The following is a 1,761-nucleotide window of genomic DNA, read 5'->3' as shown; positions in this document are numbered from 1 at the left end:
CCTATCGAGTGCATAAACCCACGCCGCGACCGCTGGGCGGTGCGCTGGAATCACCACCGCGACGAGGAGCGCGGATGGCTGGCCGTTGAAATGATTACCGACGGCCGTCCGACTGTTGACGAGATACGCGACGCAGTGGCGGAGTATTTCGACGCACAGACCCAGGACCGAATCGCTAATACGTTCTTTTGGAATGGACGGAAGGTAAGGCTGACAGACGCGGCACAGCGTAATTTTCTGTTTGCGGTGTACTCGCTCGATAAGACCGGCGAAATCGACCGCGCCCCGTTCATCGGACTGCTGGAGGCTGATACGGACGCAGCCGCAGCCGACGAACTGGGCGATATGGTCGCAGCCATGTGGACGCACATCAAAGAGTGCCGAGCCGCAGGAATCGAAGCGAAAAACGCCGTCGATTACTCCCAATACGAGTTATAACATATCGTCGAAGGCAGACACCCCGGCGACGCGGTTTTCTTTCATTATGTGGGCGTATATCATGGTGGTTGTTACCGAGGTATGCCCCAAGAGTTTTGAAAGAGTGCCAAGGTCGCCGGAGTTCTTTTTGTAGTAAAGGGTGGCGAAGGTGTGCCGGGCAGCTTTCGCGCTGACCGCTTTTTCGATACCTTCACGTTTACAGATTCTTTTTATTATTCTGTTGAACGCCTGGTCCGTCGGCAATTTCCTGAACAGATTGCCACGATACCGTCCGTCGCGGTAGTATTCGGCCAATTCAGCCGCCGGACGCGATAGCGGCATATTTACGCGCGTGCGTGTCTTGATTCTCTGGTAATGGATTTCGCCGCCGCTTATCTGCTCTATCTGCAACGCTCTGGCGTCGGATATGTGCATGGCCGTGAATGTCATAAACAGGAAGAAGCGAAGCACGTCCTGTTCTCCTTCGTCAAGAATGGCGGAGCGATAGAGGCTTGTCAGTTTGTTTAATTCCTGTTCGGTAAGAAATATAACAGCAGGGTCGGCGGCCGGAACCCGATACACCTCGAACGGGTTAACCTTCACTTTCCCGGCTCTCATAGCCGCATAATAGTGCATACGGATAACGCACATATTTTTGCGTATTGTTCCGGCGTTGTTATTGTGCTTATCTCGGAGGTGGGCGGCATATACGCGCAGCCATTCGGGCGTTATCTCGGCTATCTGGAGCCGTGGGTTATAGTGCTGGAGTTTCGTTAACGCCGCTTTGTGGTGCCGGATTGTTTCGGGCTGCATGGCCGTGCGCAGCTCGTCGAGGTGCCGGAAGGCGTATTCAAGAAAATTCATCGTTTCACCCGGACGACGGTAGAGCGCGAGAAAACTGTCTTTCGTGAGTGTTTCGCCCGTGAGCCTCGCCCGGACGAGTATGTCCGAGATTTTCGCTTTCGTGTTGGAAATTATAAGGTTCTTATCTTTTACCTCCTGACCGCGCCCCTTGATTCTCTCCGTTACCGGGTCCCATTCCGCACCCGTTACCGCTATATCCAGAGGGAGGCGGATTTTTATACGCTCGATGTTTAACACCGCATACAGAGCGGCGCGGCCGTCCGCTCTTTCGCTCTCATTTCGCCGCTTGATTGTTACTTTCGCCATTTTGGGTGTGCCAACTTTTGTGACGACATTTTTTGTAACGCTCTGATTTTGAGCCTACATTTGTGCCGACATTGTTTGAAAATTGACTACCGACGGGGCGTAAGTAATCCGCTGATAATCTGCTATATAAGCAAAAAACCCGACCGAAGTCGAGTTTTTTCGTGGTGCCACCAG

General features: G+C 53.0%; 3 protein-coding genes. 1 reads left to right on the top strand and 2 read right to left on the bottom strand.

The genetic code is table 11. From position 1 onward, the window contains the following. Window positions 1–438 (top strand): hypothetical protein (locus tag C5O23_RS14380; RefSeq protein WP_161553622.1); only part of this gene is annotated, 438 nt, incomplete at its 5' end. Here C5O23_RS14380 and C5O23_RS14050 read toward each other — a convergent pair. Both C5O23_RS14050 and C5O23_RS14500 read right to left on the bottom strand, forming a co-directional pair. Next, complete coding sequence (locus C5O23_RS14050; protein WP_107033532.1) at window positions 433–1,587, bottom strand: site-specific integrase; 1,155 nt, start codon at window positions 1,585–1,587, stop codon at window positions 433–435. The genes C5O23_RS14380 and C5O23_RS14050 overlap by 6 nt on opposite strands. Further along, window positions 1,556–1,761: hypothetical protein (locus tag C5O23_RS14500; protein ID WP_205743455.1), on the bottom strand; the 206-nt coding region annotated here is incomplete at its 5' end. The genes C5O23_RS14500 and C5O23_RS14050, both read right to left, overlap by 32 nt.

The organism is Duncaniella muris, from assembly GCF_003024805.1.
Classification (GTDB): Bacteria; Bacteroidota; Bacteroidia; order Bacteroidales; family Muribaculaceae; genus Duncaniella; species Duncaniella muris.
Note: the sequence above shows the minus strand (reverse complement) of the source record. Positions and strands in the feature narration are given on the sequence as shown.

Bases quoted from the DNA above. Each gene is read 5' to 3' on its own strand.
- C5O23_RS14050 (WP_107033532.1), bottom strand. From the start codon at position 1,587: ATGGCGAAAGTAACAATCAAGCGGCGAAATGAGAGCGAAAGAGCGGAC.